This is a genomic window from Hyphomicrobium facile, assembly GCF_900116175.1.
GTDB classification, from domain to species: domain Bacteria; phylum Pseudomonadota; class Alphaproteobacteria; order Rhizobiales; family Hyphomicrobiaceae; genus Hyphomicrobium_B; species Hyphomicrobium_B facile.
In genome coordinates this window covers 358652-376508 of the sequence record NZ_FPCH01000003.1, presented here as the reverse complement: position 1 = coordinate 376508, position 17857 = coordinate 358652, and the positions used below count along the sequence as shown (strand labels likewise).

The following is a 17857-nucleotide window of genomic DNA, read 5'->3' as shown; positions in this document are numbered from 1 at the left end:
GGACAAACCCTAATGGCCCGCATCGATCATGCAGCCGCAGCAAAAAAGGTGGGACTTGATCTTCGGCCGACCGAAGTGCTGTTCTTTGGCAACCCAAACGTCGGAACACTGCTTATGCAGCAGTCGCAGGCAATTGGATTAGAACTTCCACTGAAGGTTCTCGTTTGGGAGGATGACAAAGGCGTCGCGTGGGTCGCGCATATCGATTTGGATTGGCTGGTAAGTCAGTATGGAATAGCGTCGGCCGTTCAACCGACTTTAGACAAAATGTCCGCCATGTTAAAAGCCGTGCTCGAAGAGGCAACGGGAGACCATAATTTATAATGAGCTGTGCTGAGAGGTTTGCGGCGCGCTCTCTGAAGGAACTCTACCGAAGCAACCAAAGGTAAGGAACTGCCAGTCATGAAAGCGGAATCCGCGAAAGCCCGACGCAAGCTTCCACTCGACACGCCCTCTCGCTTTAGCGACAACGCCATCAAAGATCTTTCTGGTGCACTGACGGCGCTTCTAGCAGATTTTTTCGCAGTATATATCAAGACCAAGAACTTCCATTGGCACATGTCCGGCCCGCATTTCCGTGATTATCACTTGCTGCTGGATGAGCAGGGCGATCAGATTTTTGCTGCAACGGATGATATTGCAGAGCGGGTTCGCAAGATCGGCGGTACGACTCTCCGCTCCATTGGCCAGATCAATAGCCAGAAGCGCATCCTCGATAACGATGCTCCCTTCGTTACCCCGAACGATATGCTCTCCGAGCTGAGAGACGACAATCTCCAACTCGTCGACGAAATGCGGCAGGTTCACGATCTATGCGACGAGCATGGCGATGTAGCCACCGCAAGTCTTCTCGAAAACTGGATCGACGAAGCGGAGCGGCGCGTGTGGTTCCTGTTCGAGGCGACGCGAGATATTTCTCATAAGGCCTGAGGTCTTCACTCGAAGAAACTTCGGTCATGAAGACATTCTGATACTTACGCGTGGTGGCGCCGGAATTCCGTTTCGGCGCCACTTTCGACGCCGGCAGACGATCAAGGCCGGTCGATCTGAAACATCCCATCCGCCGATGTATACCAGCCTCGGCCGTGCATGCGCCCGATGAGATCCATCGCAATGGTATCGACATAAAATTTCTCGGGGTCGAGAATGAACACGTCGTCGACGTGCGCTTGCACGACTTGTCCAAGCGCGATCAGCTGATTTGGAAACTCGACCGGCGTATGCAATCGGCATTCGAATGCAACAGGGCTTATAGCGATACGTTCGGGTTTGACCTTGAGCGACGGCCGGGTTTCGAGATTGGCGATCTCGAGTTCGTCGACACCCGGCGGCACCACGCTGGACGTCAGGTTCATGGAGTGCGAAGCACTGCGCGGCACTAAATTGACGACGAACTCGTGCGTATCGAGTATATTCCGCGCCGTGTCTTTCATGGTGCCGTCGCCGCCCGGCGAGATGCCGAGCACGAGCAGCGGCGGATCTTTGCTGAGAGCCGTAAAAAAGCTGAACGGCGCCGCGTTGCGGACGCCGTCCTTGGATGTGGTGGTTACCCAGGCGATGGGCCGCGGTACGATCGTGCTGGTCAGAATCTTGTAACGATCGTCCGCGGTCATTTTCTCGAAGTCGAATTCCATTCCATTACCTGCTTTCCGGCGATCCAATGCCAGCCAAGATCTTTTTGACGTGGTCGACTTCGTCCTGAATGATGGTGTGACCCATTCCGCGATAGATTTTCTCGGTAACATCGCCCCCGAGCTTTGTCAGCACCGCCGTCGATTCATGCACCCGCGCCAGCGGAATGTGAGAATCGACATCGCTGCAGCCAAGAAACACCGGCGTGCCCGCAAGCGTGCCCGCGTCGTTTCTCTTCATGCCCTCGGGCCCGATGAGACCGCCGCTCAGTGCGACGACCCCGCCGAAGCGACGAGCGTTGCGGGCCGCGAATTCGACCGCAAGGCAAGCGCCTTGAGAAAATCCCAAGAGAACGATGCGCTCGGAAGGCATGCTTTGCCGGTGAAGATCCTCGACAACGCCGCCAAGCGTCTCAAGCGCGCGGCTGAGGTACGGCTCGTTTTGCGAAATGGGGCTCATGAACGAGTACGGATACCAGCTTCCGCCGTCCGCTTGCGGCGCAACGTAGGCGACGTCGCGCGCATCGAAGGCGTCCGCGAGTCCGAGGATGCCCTCAGCGCTCGCGCCGCGTCCATGAACCATGATCATCGCCGCGCGGGCGGCACCGATGGGTGCGCCCGCGCGGATGAGGTCTGTCGTAAGCGTCGTCATGCTGCTTGCTCCAAAGGCTCCAAGACGGCTTCGATCTCTTTGCGGCGGTCTTCGAGGAATCGCGGCAGCTTCAAGGATTGGCCGAGAGAAGCCAGAGGCTCATCGATGGCAAATCCCGGTTCGTCCGTTGCGATCTCGAAGAGTACGCCGCCCGGCTCGCGGAAATAGATTGACCGGAAGTAGTCCCGATCTCTCTGCTCCGTGGGACGGATGCCGTGGTTCTCGACCAGCTTCTTCCGCATCTCGGCCTGCACTTCATCGTTCGCGGCGCGGAACGCCACGTGATGGACCGAGCCGCGCCCCATGTGCCCGGGGAGAAATCCCTTGGCTTCACGGATCTCGACGATGCCGCCGGCCACCGTGCCGTTCGCGACGAACCGTCTGATCGGTCCCTCGCTCTCGGTTTCGGTAAATCCGAAAACATCCGTCAAGATAGCTCCGGTACGTGTCGCGTCCTCAAGGAGAAGACTGACGCCGTGGAAGCCGCGCAGTGCGTGCTCTGCCGGGACGTCGCCGCCCTGCCAAGCCGGTTCCGCTTCGGCACCGGGCACGCCGACGAGACTGAGGCTCATGCCATCAGGATCGCTGAATGCCAGGACCGAACGCCCGAAGCGCTTCTCGATCGCCTCATGCGGCACGCCCTTCTCGATGAAGCGATGCGCCCAATAGCCGATCGCGCTTTCCGGTACGCGGAACATCGTCTGCTGCGCTGTGCCGACGCCGTTGCGTCCACGCGGAGCATGATCCCACGGGAAGAAGGTCAGGATCGTACCCGGATTGCCTGTCTCATCTCCGAAATAGAAATGGTAGGTGCCCGGATCGTCGAAGTTGACCGTCTTCTTGACCAGCCTGAGGCCAAGAACCTTGGTGTAGAAGTCGAGATTGCGGGACGGATTGCCAGCAATCGCAGTCACGTGATGAATTCCAGACATGACTTCTCCTTTCTCGTTTGCACGAGATTTGCTGTGTTGCTTTCCAATGTGGTTAGGCGATCCGGCGCTTCAATCGTCGCCGGCGGAACTAGACCGTCGCCAATTCGGCGACGATCCGTAGGAGTGCGGTTAGCCCTTCAGGCGTCCCGCGATCTGCGCGACGTGACGGCCCTGGAAGCGCGCGCCTGCCAATTCGTTTTCCGAAGGCTGTCTCGAGCCATCGCCGCCCGCAATCGTCGACGCGCCATAAGGCGAACCGCCGGTGATTTCCGTCAGGCCCATCTGACCCGCGAACGAGTAAGGGAGCCCGACGATCACCATGCCCTGGTGCAGCAGCACGGTATGCGTCGAGAGAATTGTGCTCTCCTGGCCGCCGTGCTGAGTGGCCGTCGATGTGAAGACGCTCCCGACTTTGCCGATCAACTTGCCGGACAACCAAAGGCCACCCGTCTGATCGAGGAAGTTCTTCATCTGCGCCGGCATGTTTCCGAACCGCGTCGGGACACCGATGATGATGGCGTCATAGTCCGCGAGTTCGTCGACCGTCGCGATCGGTGCCGGCTGATCGAGCTTGAAATGGCTGGCCTTCGCGACCGCTTCCGGCACGAGTTCCGGAACGCGCTTGATCGTCACCTCGGCACCGCCTTCCCGGGCCCCCTCAGCCACGGCCCCGGCCATCGTTTCGATGTGGCCGTAGCTCGAGTAGTAGAGAACGAGAACCTTAGTCATGGCGTGCCTCCGGGACCTGTGAATGTGCTGGGCGACGCGTCGCCGCCCGATGAAGACACCATATGTCTGTTGACCGGATTCGCTCAATCCGTCAAAATTCACTCATACTGTTTCCAAAAAGGATGCAATGGATAAGCTCGAGGCCATGAACGCGCTGGTGAAGGTGATCGCGAGCGGCAGCTACGCGGAAGCCGCGCGCCGGCTTGGCCTCACGAGGTCCGCCGTCAGCAAGGCCGTCATGGAGCTGGAGGAGACCCTCGGTGCGCGCCTTCTGGATCGCACGACACGTCGCGTGACGCCGACCGAGGCCGGTCTCGCCTATTACGAGCGGTGCCTCGCAATCCTCGCCCAGGTCGAGGAGACGGAAGCGCAAATATCCCGCCTTCACGATGAGCCGAAAGGCACTCTGAAGGTCAACGCTCCGATGTCGTTCGGCACGCTCTATCTGGGTGACGCCGTCGCCGACTTCATGATCCGCTACGGCGATCTCAAGGTCGAACTGATATTGACCGACAGGTTCATCGACCCGCTGGAAGAAGGCGCCGACGTGACGGTTCGGATCGGCACCCCGGCCGACTCAAGCCTCATCGCGCGCCGCATCACCCCCGCCCGCGTCGTACTTGTCGCGTCGCCCGGCTACATCGAGAAGCACGGCGCGCCGCAGACGCCCGCCGACTTGGTCGATCACCGCTGCCTGAGCTACGGCCATACAACTTCATTGCAACGCTGGCATCTGACCGAAAACGGCGAGCCGATTTCCGTTTCCATTGGGGCGTGCATGGCGTCAAACAACGGCGATGCGTTGCGCGACGCGGCCGTGAAAGGTATCGGCATTGCGATGCTTCCGATGTTTATCGTGGGAAAAGACATCGCCGCCGGCCGATTGGAAATCGTCCTGCCGCACAATTGTCCTGCCGATCTGACGATCCACGCGCTTTACGCGCCCAACCGATACCTCGCCGCAAAAAGCCGCGTATTTATTGATTTTCTCGTCGATCGGTTCGGGAAGCGGCCCCCGTGGGACGACTGGGGCAGCAACGGCTAAGACTGGTTGCCTAAGGCCGCGGTTTTCGCCGTAGCAGATAAGTGTCCATGATCCAGCCTTTGCGCTTTCTTTCTTCCGAGCGCGCCTCTTCGATCGCTTCGACACACTCCTTGAGTTTTCCGGAAATCAGGACTTGATCGGGCGTCCCGAGATAGGCGCCCCAGAAAATATCGACGTCTTCATCGATGAGAGCTCGGAGACCCGATCCATTGTCGAGCATGACCACGGCGGTGTCGACGCCGTCAGGTAGACCTTCGTTGAGCCGTCTCCCCGTCGTGATGTGAACGGGCTCACCGATCGGGTTCAGCGCAATCTTGTGCTCCGCCGCGAGCGCCTGGACGCTGGTGATCCCGGGAATGATCTTGTATTCGAACGCCAGCAAGCCTTCAGCGATGATGTGCTCAATCACCCGCACGGTGCTGTCGTAGAGGGAAGGGTCACCCCAAACGAGGAACGCGCCCACCTCGCCATCCGCAAGCTCGTTGCCGATGAGATCGGAGAAGATTTTCGCCTTGTCGCGGTGCCATGCCTGCACGCCGGATTTATAGTCCGGCGCCTCCACGTCCCTGACGGGACCCGGAACCTCGACAATCCGGTACGATTTGTCCTCTATGAACCGCTCGCAAATGGTTCTTCGCAGATTGATGAGGTCTTCCTTCTCCTGTCCCTTGTCGAGGAAGAAGAAAACGTCCGCCTCGTTGAGCGCCTTGACGGCCTGCATCGTCACGTAATCGGGATTTCCGGCGCCGATACCTATGAGAAGAACCGTCTTCATGGCAACGCATCTCCATATTGAGCAACGACGAAAACCGTAAATCCAGTGATTTGTCGATGGGAAGCGCTGGGGTGATTGCGCCGCGCCCCGTTCGGTGCCACTTCACGCAAGACGCACACGTAAAGGGAAATGCCCGCCTATGGCCAAGCGCATTGTATTGGTAACCGGATCGCTGGCCGAGCCCCGGGTCAAGCGTATCGCCGGCGAACTCAATGACGCCGATCTGGAACCGATCGTCGCCAGCGTCGGCGTCAAGGTCGCCGCGTTGATGACGACGGAGATCGTCGAGAGGCGGCTGAAGCTCCCCGAGAATGCCGACAGGGTAATTCTCCCGGGCCGTTTTCGCGGCGATATCGACCGGCTTTCCGACCACTTCGGCACGCGTTTCGAACGCGGCCCTGAAGAGATCGCAGATCTGCCGGCCTATCTCGGGCAGACGGCTCGCAAAGTCGACCTCTCGGAATACGACGTCACGATCTTCGGCGAAATCGTCGACGCGACGCTGCTGACGCCGGAACAGATTGTCGAACGTTCGCGCAAGATGCGTGCCGATGGCGCAGACGTCATCGATCTTGGCTGCCTCCCGGATAGCCCGTTTCCGCATCTCGAAGCGGCAATTGCAGCGCTGCACGCCGACGGCGCGAAGGTGAGCGTGGATTCCTTCAACTCCGAGGAACTGTCCAGGGCAACGCGCGCAGGCGCCGACTATCTTTTCAGCCTCAACGAAAAGACCATATCGATTGTCGACGAAGGCCCAGCGACCCCGATCCTGATCTCTGCGGGAGCGGCGGATATGGCCTCGCTCGATCGTGTGATCGATATCATGATCGCCAAAGGCAAGCCGTTTTACGCCGATCCCATTCTCGATCCGATCCATTACGGATTCACGGCGTCAGTCGCTCGTTACTATGACTTGCGCAAACGCCGCCCCGATATTCCGATACTCATGGGGATCGGCAACGTCACCGAACTGACGGACGCCGATACGACCGGCATCAACGCGCTGCTGATGGGCATGTGCTCGGAGCTACATATCACGGCGGTTCTCGCCGTGCAGGTCAGTCCGCATTGCCGAACGGCGATCAAGGAATTCGACCGGGCACGACGCGAATTCTTTGCGGCACGCAAGGCGGAAGCGCTTCCTCAAGGATTTGGCGAAGGCCTCATGGCCCTCAGGGACCGCAAGGGATTTGCATCGACGCCTGCGGAAATAAAGGCGCTCGCGGCCGAGATTCGCGATCAGAATTATCGCATCGAGGTCGCGGAAGATGGCGTCCATATTTACAACCGCAACGGTCATCACGTCTCTGAAGATCCGTTTCAGCTCTTCCCGCATCTCGATACGCGTGCAGATCCCGGCCACGCGTTTTATCTCGGCGTCGAGACCGCCCGCGCCGAGATCGCATACCGGTTGGGAAAGCGTTACGCGCAGGACGAGCCGCTTCAATTCGGCGTCGTTGCCGAGACGAAGGGCGCCGCTGACGATGCGCACTTGCTGAAGTTCAAGGAAGCGGGAACCACCCTGCCGAAGTCGTCAAAGACTGACTGAAGAGCCGCGCCGAGCTTTGGTCTTCGCCGGCATCACGCATGAGTTCCGGCGAAGAAAGTCACGTCGGGCTGTCGGCGTTTTTTGCCGGCTGAACTCCGAAATGAGCCCGTCGAAGAATAATGGGCCGGGCGAATTGGCGAATAGGATCGATCCAGAATCCCCGAATTCGCAATTGGCGAAATAACTCGGAAACGGCGTTTTTTAAATAAATGAGCAGGAATGGGTCGAATTGGAAAACATATTAACTTTTTGTTTACCGAAGCATTGCGGACTCTCTATATAGCCAGAATCATTAAACATCGGACCGAATGCAATGGCGTTTCTCAGGTTTGTGGCGATTGCCGTCATATGTGCCGCAACAACTTTGGCTGACGTCCGAAGCAGCTTCGCTCAGGGCCTCAGTGATGCCTCGTTGGTGATCGGGACGAATTGGTCGGGCGGGTACATGGCGCTGGGCGGTCACTTGGGTAAAGCCATCGCCAAGGAGCGCACCCGTGCCAAGCCGACTGTGTCACACCAGCGGCCGCGAGCTCGCAAGGCTCCGAGGGTCGTTGCTGTCAACTACCGTCGCGACGTGACGGCCTCATACCTGGTTGCGGAATCTCTGGATCCGACAGGGTTGAACGTCGCAGGCCTTCGTTTTCGTTCCCCGGCGCCCTAGCTGCACGCGACACTTGTGCTCTGTGCCGCTATCCGCAGCTTCATCGAGCGCTTGTTTAGGCTGAATTCTCGGCGCAGCGGCGAGTGTGTCGACGAAATCTGAAGTTAGGGGTTTCCAGACGATTTTTTTGTGCTATACGGCGGGCAGAGGCCGCTCCGAAACGAGCGGCCTTGTTTATCCTACGGACGCGCATGCCATACCGGGCCGCGCGTTTTGGTGACGCGGGGTGGAGCAGCCCGGTAGCTCGTCAGGCTCATAACCTGAAGGTCGTTGGTTCAAATCCAGCCCCCGCAACCAACGTTTTCACTACACGGTTCGCGCTAGGTTCCAAAAATAGCGCCGTCAAGTTTCCGACGAGATCGATGTCAACCGGCGTCCCTTTGCGGGTCGGGCGAATTTCAATTCGGTCGATAAGCTCGCGGACGAAGCCGACGGCCTGCCCCGTATTCGGCGGACCAGCGCCCAGGACCTTGAAGCTTACGGACCGTCTCCGCAAAGTCCGAGGCTGCCTTCGGGTGTACGGCGACGCCGCCGCCTTGCCGGGCTTCACTTGCTCAAGCGTGCGCCGCTCGGCCTCGAGTTCGTTGAGCTTGGCGGCCAGGGCCCGCGGATCGCCTCCCGCTTCGATCGCAGCGACGACGCTTTGAATTTTTCTCTCGACGGCCGCCAGGTCGTGCTCGACGTTGCGACGGTTCCTCGCCATTTCTTTTGCCGTCGACGAAGGCGGCTTCGAAGGTGAAACTGAGAGAGCGGAGGAGGCTCCCGAAGCTTCGAGCTAATGGGCCGAAAGCCCCGGGAGTTGCGAGCTTCTGCGAATGCGCTAGGAGGCTTGGCTTTAGGAAGCGATCTCTTAGATCGTTGCCGTCACAGCGAGCCTAAGACCGACTATCCAAATGACGGAAAAGGGTCCGAACATCGCATGAGAGTGTCAGGCGAACGCTGATGATCTGCGTGCTAACGGCCCGACGAAAGCACTTATGTTTGAAGTCGGAGCAATCCCGTATAGGGCTATTCGGCCGCAATTGCTGGCTCAAGTAGCCTTGCCGAGTAGTGCGAAGCGTTGCGCCGACCTGCGACCGCCTCGCGAGAAAACATGATGAGATGATGCGCGACGAGCGGGACCGCGATGAGATTTTCTATGTCGCCACGTCGAAGCAGTGGTCGCGCAAACTTCCAGAACTCCGCGCGATAATCGCTCCGGACGCCGACCTCCCAAATGATCCGGCACAGCATGTAGACGGCCCGGCGAATGTTTCGAAATGACAGCCGCTGCGGGCTGTTTGGCAGCTTTATGCGGTGCGGGTAGGTTTCACGGATCTGGTAGGCAAAGCGTGCGAACACCGCTTCGGGTTCATAGGCGCGCGCCATGCAATCTCGCCAAGTGGAAAGTACCTGCGCGTATGGGAGTTTGAAATCCACATTGGACTCGCGTGAGTCGTCATGAACCAGCCGCCCTTCTCGCGCGAGGCGATCCCATAGCGGGGTACGCGGCAGCGCTTGAAGCAGGTTGATGGTCAGCATCGGAATATTGGAACGTTCGATGAATTCGAGCAACGCCTCGCCGGAGTTCTCCTTGTCTGTGTCGAGACCAAGGATGATGCCAGAGACCACTTCTAGCCCATAACTGTTGAGGGTGCCGATCGCCTCAATGATCGGCACCATCAAGTTGTGCTCTTTCGACATAGCCCGCAGCGCGTCCGGGTCCGGCGTTTCGATTCCGCAGAATACGGTTCCGAATGAGGCTTCCCGCATCAGCTCAAGAATCTCGGGCCGCTTTGCGATGTTGAGGGTGGCTTCGCAGGCAAAGTAGAACGGATAGCCATTCCGTTTCTGCCATTCCACGAGATGGGGTAGCAGTTCTCGAACTGCCCGCCGATGCGCAATGAAGTTGTCATCGACAAAATAGACCGCTCCGTTGGTACCGCGTGCCAACAATTCGTCGAGTTCGGCGATGATCTGCTCGGGCGTCTTGAGCCTGGGCGTTCGACCATAGAGACCCGGTATGTCGCAGAACTCGCACTGATAGGGGCAGCCACTAGAGAATTGGATGCTGCCGATGAAATACCGTTCGAGCGGCACGAGCTCGTAGGCCGGAATCGGAAAGTCGCCGAGATCTCGCCGTTCGCGAGTCGTCAAGACAACCTGCCGGATGGGGCGGGACGGATCGCGCGCCAGCCGCGCGATCACCTCGTCGGTCGCGTCTCCGAGCTCGCCGACGTGCAGGTAATCGAACTCGGGATATTGCTCAGGACACGCTGAAACGGAAGGGCCACCCAGTACAGTCGTCTTGCCATGCGCGTGAGCGAGGCGGCAGATATCGCTTATTTGGGGACGCTGGATGTGCATGCCGCTAACGAACACGGCATCGGCCCATGCAAAATCCTCGGCCGTCGCTGATTCAATGTTCTCGTCGCGAAAACGGACCTCCCAAGTCGGGGGAAGTGCGGCCGCCACCACGAGAAGGCCCTGCGGCGGCATGAAGGCGCTCACGCCGTCCAACAATGGGAACGCGTACTCGAAGGTCCCAAAAGATGGCGAATAACGGGGAAACACGCAGAGGATTTTGCGACGCTCGGCCGGCAAGCTTGTCATGCGATGCTCCAGGCGTTCGTGAACCGGGCATGTGATGCTCGTAGGGAGATTCGGGTTTGCAGTGCAACTTGCTCGAAAGAGGAAGAAGTGGAAATTGCGCGAGCGCGCCGAATGCGACGTTCTCGAGTGGCCCTGCCGCCGCCAGTCGTGACTATTTTTTCTTGGGAACAATGGGCATCCGAGACCGCTTAGAGAGCCATCAACTTTCAATGAAGGCTTCTATGACAAAAGCACTCAAATCCCTGGCCTTAATCTCGGGCTTGCTCCTTTCCGTTAGCGCGACATCGGTTCCCGCCTTTGCTGCGGATAACACGCAGTCGGCGGACGAATTTCGCACCAGCAAACTGGTCGGAAGCAAGGTGTATAACAACGCCAACGAAAACATCGGAAGTATCGAGGATATTGTCCTCAAGGCTGATGGCTCGATGGACGAAGTTGTGTTGAGCGTTGGCGGCTTTCTTGGCGTCGGAACCAAGTACGTCAGCGTACCGTTCAGTGAACTGAAAGTTTCCCGCGACGGCAGTAGCTTCAAGATCTTGAGCAACAACACCAAGGAATCGCTCAAGGGCCTGCCTGACTATCAGTTCTTTAAGTCGTAGATTTTAGGCGGCAAACTAAACCTCAGCACTGGCCCCTCTCGTTCTCGGGCCGGTGCTTCGTATTTCGTTAAGTGACATTCGAAGCAGTTTCGGGCTCGCGCCGCTCGTCATGAAGGGACGGGTGAGAATGAAAGCGATCTTTCTCGATATCGATGGTGTGCTCAATTGTGATCGCACGCCCAATCCACGCCACTTTCCCTATATCGTCGACCAAACGCTGCTTGCCCGCTTCCGCAAGCTGGTCGAGGCCAGCGGGGCGCACGTGGTGCTCACCTCCTCCTGGCGGGTCGATCCCATTGGACTGTACGCTGCCCGGTTCTACGAAGTGCCGTTCGGTGACATTTGTCCCGACATGCCGGATGAGCCGCGACGCACGGAAATCCTTCGATGGCTCGCCGCGCATACGGATTGCAGCCGTTATGTCGTAATCGACGATGAGGATGACGAACTCGACGGGCTGCCGCTTTTCCAACCCTCGGGACGGGAAGGCCTCTCCTCAGAGATCTGTAACGGGGTGCTCGACTACTTAGCAGGCAAGACCAACCGCGACATGCGAGCAGGCTTGATCACGAGGGTGGCTGAGAATATCCGCTCGGCGTTCCACAGAAACAAAGATTAAGCGGGGGACAGTGCACGTGCCCGGAACAGGTTAGATGTCAGCGCGTACCAATGCGTTGTTGTCGCGGCCAGAAACCGGCAAAATGTCCGCGTCCATCATTCTCCGTTGTGGCCGGTTGGCACCGGGCACATGCAAGAATCAAACGCACCGTACGAAGAAGAGTTCATCAAAAAGAGTTCGAGCTAATGAGCGGCATTCATCACGCAATTTGGAAACTTGAGATCGATGCGAATTGGACCTGCGCGTTATCCTAACAGCACTTCTAACGGCGTATGACGAGATTGATGCGCGGGAACGGCAGCTTTCGCCATATGGAAATAGCCGTAGAGGTTGATCTTGATGGTGCGATCAAAGTGTTCTTCCGTCAGATCTTCGAACGCATTCACGTGTTCTTGAAACGCCGCGTTATTGACGAGGGTGTCGAGCTTGCCAAGCTCCTCGACGGTTTTCTTCACTGCTGCTTTGCAAAATGCAGGATCGGCAACATCGCCGGACAGGAAAATGCAGCGGCGTCCCTCTTTTTCGATGGCGCGCTTCGTATCTTTCGCATCCTGGTCCTCAGTCAGATACGCTATGGCGATATCAGCTCCCTCCCGTGCGAAGAGGACGGCGACCGATCGACCGATGCCCGAGTGGCCGCCTGTGACGAGCGCGACTTTTTTCTTCAGTTTCTCTGACCCCTTGTAGTACGGGGCGTCGTACATTGGCTGAGCCGAAAGCGCTGCTTCCTCACCGGGCTTCGCAAGATGTTGATCTGGCAGCGGCGGTTCGGGATAAGCCCGCGCACCTGCTTGCATTGCGTGAGTTTTCTTCTCGGTCTTGCGGCTCTTTTCCTTCTCATCAATCTCGCGCTGGATGTTGCGGTGCGGGCCGCGGCCTCGGCGCCTTTGCGGAATTTAGTAAAGTCCGAAGCATTTGACCTGTGGTCGCAGCGACGGCACGACGGCCGAGGCGCGATGGGGAGGTCGCGTTCCTGGCGGTGCCTCCACATTTGCCGTCCGCTCGATCGGCTATCGCGCGGCCATTGCGGCAGCGGCCGCGCCGATCCTCACTCGGGGGGCGCAGGCGAGAAACAGAATCGGCGTCGCGATTAGAAACGGGAACACCCGCCAAGCCATTCGCCCGGGTGCGGAGTCTTCATGTCGGTTAATAAAGCTGTCTGCCATTCGCAAGAAGCGTGAAGACGCAACGAAATCGCAATGAAGAGCGTTCAAAGCATTGTTAGCTTCGAGGATCCACGTGAAAGAGACTGGCCTACCCGGCAGCGTACTTGTTGAGCTTTACATCCGGCTCCGAGATCAAATGGAGAGCGGCGAGAGCAACCTAGATGCGAACCACAAAGACCGAGTTTGCATCGCCATGGCCATTTTCGCGGCAGAGGATAGGCTTGGCGCCAACATCACAGAAGTTGAAGCGCACGTGCGCGAAGTTTTAGGATTGGTGGGACCGGTGCAGATCGCGGCTTGATTGTCCTGGTGCAATTGCGACTGGCCGAAATCGGCATTTTCTGCCAGGGCCTAGCGAGACGACGGCTGGTCCGCAACAAGGGCATGGAGCATGAGTGAATCGATTGCCAATCGTGTCCGAAGCGGGTGGCCTGCCGGCAGCGGTGAAATGGCGGAACGCATTCGCTGTTTGGATTGGGCTAGCACACCACTGGGTCCAACCGATAGTTGGCCGTCCAATCTAATCCACACGGTAGAGGTGATGCTCGCCGCCGGCGTTCAAATCGTCCTCTTTTGGGGACCTCAGTATGTGGCGCTCTACAATGACACCTACGCGCCAACGATCGGAAGAAAGCATCCGGCCGCTCTCGGCCGTCCAGCAATCGAGAATTGGCGGGAACTATGGGACGACCTCGAGCCGCTGCTTCGCTCGGTGCGCCTAAGCGGGCAAACGGTGGTGGCAAAAGACAGGCCCTTCTACATCGAGCGGAATGGTTACGGTGAGCATGTTTTTTTCGACATATCGTACTCTGCTGTCCCCGATGAGGTGGGCAACGTCGCGGGAGTAATGTGCATTGTCAATGAAACGACCACCCGCGTTGCTGCTGAACGTGCTCAAAGGGAGGCGGAAGCAGCAGCCGCAAGACTGGCTGCAATTGTCCAATCATCGGACGACGCCATCGTCAGCAAGGACCTGAATGGAATCATCACGAGCTGGAATGAGGGGGCACAACGCCTCTTCGGTTACACAGCCGATGAAGTGATTGGAAAGCCAATCACGATGCTCATTCCTTCCGACCGGCAGGACGAGGAGGTCAACATCCTCGCCCGGATCCGCCGCGGCGAGCGCACCAAGCACTTCGAGACGAAGCGAAGACGCAGGGATGGTTCGATCTTTGACATTTCTCTGACTATTTCACCTGTGAAGGACCGGGACGGCAACATCATCGGTGCTTCCAAAATCGGCCGTGACATCACCGAACGGAAGCGCGCTCAAGAAACGCAGGCGTTGTTGATCGGTGAGCTGAACCATCGGGTCAAGAACACGCTTGCCAGCGTCCAGGCCATCGCCCAACAAACCCTGCGACGAGCGCGCAGCTCAGAGGATTTTGTCAGCAGTTTCTCGGGGCGCATCCAATCTCTGGCTCGCGTTCACACCCTCCTGGGAGCAACATCGTGGCGCAGCGCCGAGCTTGGGGAACTCGTACGCGATCAGCTGCGGTACGGCGCGATTGATGAAGCGCGGGTTACCTCTTCGGGACCGCAGGTTCAACTTGGCCCGCAAACCGCGCTCCATCTGGCGATGATGCTGCACGAGCTTGCCACGAATGCCATCAAATACGGAGCACTGTCTGTTCAAGACGGGCGCGTCCTGGTGGAGTGGAGTGTGGACGACAGCACCCTCCATCTCCGCTGGCGGGAAAGTGGGAGCATCCCTGTCCGAGTGAGCGGAAGACGAGGTTTCGGCTCCACGCTGATCGAGCAGAGCGCGAAAGGGGAGGGGGGAAGCGCGCATATGCGAATCTCCGCAGACGGAATTAGCTGGGACGTCGACCTCCCGCTGCCACGCTCTGCATTTCCGGCTCCTGAAACAGGCCCAGAAGCACAACCAGCTGCGCTACCCCCGCTTCCAGCCCCTAAGCCAACCCTCAATGGAAAAAGGGTTCTGATCATCGAAGACGAACCACTCGTGGCTCTCGATTTGCAGGATACGCTCCTATCGGCTGGCGCGGTTGTGGTGGCGATGATCGCATCGGCTCCCGATGCGCTTAACATCGTGAAAAGCGAACGCCTCGATGCGGCCGTTCTCGATGGCAATCTTCACGGAAAGCCAGTCGATGAGATTGCTGCGGCATTGACCAGAAGCAACGTTCCTTTCGTCTTCATATCAGGCTACGGCAGAGAAAGCCTGCCTCGCGGGTTTGGTGACGCACCCTTGCTCAACAAGCCGTTTAGCTCTTCCGCGCTGCTGGAGGCGACTACGCGCCTCTTTGAGGCCAGGGAAGGCACTATCGCCATCCGGAGGCTATAAGACGGGACCAGGAAGCGGCATGACGGTTGGTCCTCGAACGAGGTCCGTACCGTGTCGATTGTTTCTTTTGTCACGTTACAGGCGAGGGCAGATAGTGATGCTCCCGCGCCAAGCGATCGTTTGAGAATTCTCTTTCGATTTCGCTCCTAGCGGCGCCTTGAATCCACAGTTTGCGGGAGGCGAGACATCTCCGTTGTCGTCCAGGTGAGGCGCCCGTTAGCCCGCTTTCTGGAGGCCAATCGCGATCAGCGTTGCTTACCCCCTTGCTCGGCGTCCTTGGCCCATGAAGTTTGCGGTCCCCGCTTGAATGTTGGAAATGACCTACCATCTGCCATCCATACGGATGGTCTATGGATGGTTGGATATGGCGAAGGATAATGTTCGCGAGCTCAGGCCGCGGGGGCCCGAGTCAGAGAAAATAACGATCAATCTCGGTCATGTTGATCTCGGACAGATCGATCTGCTGGTCGACGAAGGTTTCTATTCAAACAGAACCGATTTCATACGCACCGCCATTCGAAACCAGATCGAGCGGCACGCCGAGGTCGTCAACAAAGCCGTGACGCGGCAATCGCTTGATCTCGGGCTGCGACGGCTCGATCGCCAGGAGCTTGAGGCCGCACGTGCCGCAGGCCAGCAACTTGATCTCCGCGTTCTCGGCCTTCTGACCATCGCGCCCGACGTTTCGGCGAAGTTAGCGCGCGCAACGATCGCATCTCTCACGGTGCTTGGCACTCTGCACGCAAGCGCTGAAGTCAAAGCCGCCCTGGCCGATCGCATCCGGTAACGAACCATCCATCGCCACGTCCACGCACCTTCAGGTGGCAACCCAATGGAGCCTTCTCAACATGAAGACTTTCGATCTTGGAAAAATTCACGAAGCGACTCGTCTTACCCGAGCGGGTCGCCTAAACGAGGCCCTCGCGTTGCTGCAAGCCGCCGCGATAAGCCCGACAACGGCGGTAGCGTCTGCCCCGAGAACAATCGACGGCGAGATCGTCTCCGACCAGGTCCGCCCGGCAAAGCTTTCGGCCGTTCTTCCGGAGCTGCTCCGGTCCTTTGATGGGGCAAACCTGCCAGGGGCACGGCGCTACGCGTTGCGCGCTGCCGACATCGCGCCGGAAGGAGGCCGCTACATCAGCGGTTCGTTTTCAAACTCGGAAGGAAGGCGTTCTTACAAACTATATATTCCAACCATTCGCGATGCCGGACCAAGGCCGTTGATCGTGATGCTGCACGGGTGCACGCAGTCGGCGGACGACTTTGCTGCGGGTACCCGCATGAACTTCGTGGCAGAAGAGCACGGGTGTTTCGTCGTGTACCCCGAGCAGCCGCAGGCGGCCAACGCATCGAAATGTTGGAATTGGTTCAGGCCGGGCGATCAGGCACGCGGGAAAGGCGAACCATCGTTGATCGCCGGAATCACGCGTCAGGTCGTTGAGGAGCACGACATCGATCAGGCGCGTATCTACGTCGCTGGGTTGTCAGCGGGGGGCGCTGCTGCGGCAATTATGGGAGAGGCCTATCCCGAGCTTTATGCCGCCGTCGGCGTGCATTCTGGTCTCGCTTGTGGCTCAGCCGAAGATGTCGCGTCGGCGTTCAACGCAATGCGCGGATTGGGGAAGGACGTGGGCAGTGGCGCTTCTGGTGCGATCAAGCCGACGATTGTTTTCCACGGCGATAGGGACGCTACGGTCCACCCTTCCAACGGCGCGAAGGTGATTGCTCGTGTCGCTGGAAATACCAATTTTCAAGTGCGGACCGAGCGGAAGACTACGTCTCAAGGGTACAGCGTTTCGCATTCCGTGCATCGCGATGCGTTTGGGCTTAACATTCTTGAATTGTGGGAACTCCACGGCGGGGGGCATTCCTGGTCAGGCGGCAGTTCGGCGGGCTCATTCACCAGCGACGGTCCGGACGCCTCGAAGGAAATGTTGCGCTTCTTTCTTGAACACCGTCGCGCTTTGTAAGCCGAATATCAACCGTGAGCGTTCGTTGCGGCGGGAAGCAAGCGAAGCGATCAGTGTTCGGAACATGCGATGCGATAGAGGGTATTCTCAAAGAAGCCGAAGAACTCATGAAAGAGGCCAAGACCGACACCGTTCGGGATGCCGCTATGGTCGGTGCAGCCCAGGCCGTCGAACACTACGAGATTTTCCGTTACGGCACGCTCATGGCATGGGCAAGTAAGCTCGGAATGGACGACGCTGCCGACCTGCTAGGCGAGACGCTTGCAGAGGAGAAGGCGACGGACAAAGCTTTGTCTGAGCTGGCTGAGTCCGAAATCAATGTTGAAGCGGACGATTTGCCCGAGAAGCACGAAGGCGCGATGACTGCAAAGAAGCGTGCGGCTTCGAAGTAGACAATGACTCATGGGTGTCGGGGTGGGGGGCCGCGAATTGCGATCAGTTCGAGCTTGTGCACGAGCTAAAGGAGTTTTTTGCGCATCATGGACGGATGGCCTCGAAAGTCCTAACAGCCACTGCCGCAAGCTCTTCGGCATCGAGGCCGCATCTATGATGCGTAGCTTCCGTCTCTCGTTGTTGAAGACGCTGACATGAGTTGAATGTCGACTAATCGCATCGCGCAACTTGTT

General features: G+C 58.4%; 16 protein-coding genes, 1 tRNA gene and 1 pseudogene. 11 read left to right on the top strand and 7 right to left on the bottom strand.

Going from position 1 to position 17857, the window contains the following annotated elements:
* Positions 1-12: 12 nt before the first annotated feature.
* Complete coding sequence (locus tag BM399_RS14830) at positions 13-324, top strand: DUF302 domain-containing protein (protein WP_244531276.1); 312 nt, start codon at positions 13-15, stop codon at positions 322-324.
* 78 nt (positions 325-402) lie between these two features.
* On the top strand, positions 403-930 hold the full coding sequence (locus BM399_RS14825) for a Dps family protein (protein ID WP_092868536.1): 528 nt from the start codon (positions 403-405) through the stop codon (positions 928-930).
* 101 nt (positions 931-1031) lie between these two features.
* Here BM399_RS14825 and BM399_RS14820 read toward each other — a convergent pair whose 3' ends face one another.
* The 4 genes from BM399_RS14820 to wrbA form a co-directional block, all read right to left on the bottom strand.
* The gene (locus BM399_RS14820) at positions 1032-1634 is read right to left on the bottom strand and encodes a flavin reductase family protein (RefSeq protein ID WP_092868535.1); all 603 of its coding nucleotides are present in this window, start codon (positions 1632-1634) and stop codon (positions 1032-1034) included.
* Between the two features lie 4 nt (positions 1635-1638).
* Positions 1639-2283 (bottom strand): alpha/beta hydrolase, encoded by a 645-nt coding sequence (locus BM399_RS14815; RefSeq protein ID WP_092868534.1) that lies wholly within the window; start codon positions 2281-2283, stop codon positions 1639-1641.
* A complete protein-coding gene (locus BM399_RS14810) occupies positions 2280-3215 on the bottom strand; it encodes a ring-cleaving dioxygenase (RefSeq protein WP_092868533.1) in 936 nt (311 codons plus the stop codon). Before BM399_RS14810 ends, BM399_RS14815 begins: the two co-directional genes overlap by 4 nt.
* Before the next feature lie 129 nt (positions 3216-3344).
* On the bottom strand, positions 3345-3944 hold the full coding sequence (gene wrbA, locus BM399_RS14805; RefSeq protein WP_092868532.1) for an NAD(P)H:quinone oxidoreductase: 600 nt from the start codon (positions 3942-3944) through the stop codon (positions 3345-3347).
* A gap of 127 nt (positions 3945-4071) precedes the next feature.
* Here wrbA and BM399_RS14800 point away from each other — a divergent pair, with 127 nt between their 5' ends.
* Positions 4072-4989 carry a LysR family transcriptional regulator gene (locus BM399_RS14800; protein ID WP_092868531.1) on the top strand — a complete coding sequence of 306 codons (918 nt, stop codon included), beginning with the start codon at positions 4072-4074 and terminating at the stop codon, positions 4987-4989.
* A gap of 10 nt (positions 4990-4999) precedes the next feature.
* Here the strand turns inward: BM399_RS14800 and cobF are convergent, their stop codons facing one another.
* Positions 5000-5764 (bottom strand): precorrin-6A synthase (deacetylating), encoded by a 765-nt coding sequence (gene cobF / locus BM399_RS14795; protein WP_092868530.1) that lies wholly within the window; start codon positions 5762-5764, stop codon positions 5000-5002.
* A 139-nt stretch (positions 5765-5903) separates the two neighbouring features.
* Here cobF and BM399_RS14790 point away from each other — a divergent pair, with 139 nt between their 5' ends.
* On the top strand, positions 5904-7313 hold the full coding sequence (locus tag BM399_RS14790) for a DUF6513 domain-containing protein (protein WP_092868529.1): 1410 nt from the start codon (positions 5904-5906) through the stop codon (positions 7311-7313).
* Between the two features lie 881 nt (positions 7314-8194).
* Positions 8195-8271: transfer RNA gene (locus BM399_RS14780), tRNA-Met, on the top strand.
* 711 nt (positions 8272-8982) lie between these two features.
* Here the strand turns inward: BM399_RS14780 and BM399_RS14770 are convergent.
* Complete coding sequence (locus BM399_RS14770) at positions 8983-10566, bottom strand: B12-binding domain-containing radical SAM protein (RefSeq protein ID WP_244531275.1); 1584 nt, start codon at positions 10564-10566, stop codon at positions 8983-8985.
* Positions 10567-10787: 221 nt separating this feature from the next.
* On the opposite strand from BM399_RS14770, the gene BM399_RS14765 reads away from it, so the two are divergent.
* Both BM399_RS14765 and BM399_RS14760 read left to right on the top strand, forming a co-directional pair.
* Positions 10788-11165 carry a PRC-barrel domain-containing protein gene (locus tag BM399_RS14765; RefSeq protein ID WP_092868526.1) on the top strand — a complete coding sequence of 126 codons (378 nt, stop codon included), beginning with the start codon at positions 10788-10790 and terminating at the stop codon, positions 11163-11165.
* Between the two features lie 127 nt (positions 11166-11292).
* The gene (locus BM399_RS14760) at positions 11293-11784 is read left to right on the top strand and encodes an HAD domain-containing protein (RefSeq protein WP_092868525.1); all 492 of its coding nucleotides are present in this window, start codon (positions 11293-11295) and stop codon (positions 11782-11784) included.
* Between the two features lie 290 nt (positions 11785-12074).
* Here the strand turns inward: BM399_RS14760 and BM399_RS14755 are convergent.
* Positions 12075-12680, bottom strand: a pseudogene (locus BM399_RS14755) (SDR family NAD(P)-dependent oxidoreductase); the annotation flags it as partial.
* 661 nt (positions 12681-13341) lie between these two features.
* Here BM399_RS14755 and BM399_RS14740 point away from each other — a divergent pair.
* The 4 genes from BM399_RS14740 to BM399_RS14725 all read left to right on the top strand — a co-directional run bounded on the left by BM399_RS14740 (position 13342) and on the right by BM399_RS14725 (position 17623).
* A complete protein-coding gene (locus BM399_RS14740) occupies positions 13342-15261 on the top strand; it encodes a PAS domain S-box protein (RefSeq protein WP_092868521.1) in 1920 nt (639 codons plus the stop codon).
* A gap of 316 nt (positions 15262-15577) precedes the next feature.
* Positions 15578-16048: a CopG family transcriptional regulator gene (locus tag BM399_RS14735; protein ID WP_244531274.1), complete on the top strand. Its 471-nt coding sequence runs from the start codon at positions 15578-15580 to the stop codon at positions 16046-16048.
* A gap of 61 nt (positions 16049-16109) precedes the next feature.
* Entirely contained in the window at positions 16110-17231 is a 1122-nt protein-coding gene (locus BM399_RS14730) for an extracellular catalytic domain type 1 short-chain-length polyhydroxyalkanoate depolymerase (protein WP_092868520.1), read from the top strand.
* Between the two features lie 53 nt (positions 17232-17284).
* The gene (locus BM399_RS14725) at positions 17285-17623 is read left to right on the top strand and encodes a YciE/YciF ferroxidase family protein (protein WP_244531273.1); all 339 of its coding nucleotides are present in this window, start codon (positions 17285-17287) and stop codon (positions 17621-17623) included.
* Positions 17624-17857: the final 234 nt, after the last annotated feature.